1 protein-coding gene is annotated in these 729 nt (G+C 32.8%); it reads right to left on the bottom strand.

Annotated elements, in window-relative coordinates:
• Window positions 1–213: 213 nt before the first annotated feature.
• The coding region (locus ACMV0E_RS08085; RefSeq protein WP_416085872.1) for a copper amine oxidase N-terminal domain-containing protein at window positions 214–729 on the bottom strand (516 nt) is incomplete at its 5' end.

Genomic DNA, 729 nt, shown 5'->3' with positions numbered 1-729 from the left:
AAGAAGTTTACCTGTTTGAGCAGAAACGCTAACTGGAATTAATAAATCAAGGAGTAAAATTATAACTAAAAGCAAAATGAAAATATTAATTCTTTCTTTTTTCTTCATTAAGCATCTTACCTCCTTATCTAAATTTTAAACAATTTTATGGAATTCATCAAATCTTCCTATTTTAAAGTTCTTTAGATTGGCTTCATATTTTAAAATAAATTGCTACCCTTTCAAATGAATGGTAATTGTCAAAGCGTCCCAAGTCAACTCCGCTATGTCAGGAACTTCACCAATAAATTGCACAGGCACCATTATCTCATTATTTTTAATAAACGGTGATCCACCAGAGCTTACTTGTCGAGACCACCCAAGGTCTGGGTCCGTATCCTTTATTACTTCTACTTCGTTTCCAATTTGTAATTCAATTAGGATATCTCCTTTTACCAATCTAATACTTTTTGAATCTGGAAACCATTCAAGATTATACCCAAGAGCTTCTGAAACCGGAATCAACGGGATAAAAGTTCTACCATCCTTAATTTCTGGACCAGTTTCAATATGATAAGTATTCTTATCGTCAACTGTAATTATATTGCTCCCTACTTGTAATACGATCTTTTCTTTAGCAGGAGAAATACCATAAGAATGCATAGTAAAAGTCTCCTCAAGCTTCTCTAAAGTTACCGAGATGGATAAAGTTTTGTTAGCCTCTATATAAATACTTCTGATTGAGTCCTT

The organism is Caldisericum insulae, from assembly GCF_047785965.1.
Lineage (GTDB): Bacteria > Caldisericota > Caldisericia > Caldisericales > Caldisericaceae > Caldisericum > Caldisericum exile_A.
Note: the sequence above shows the minus strand (reverse complement) of the source record. Positions and strands in the feature narration are given on the sequence as shown.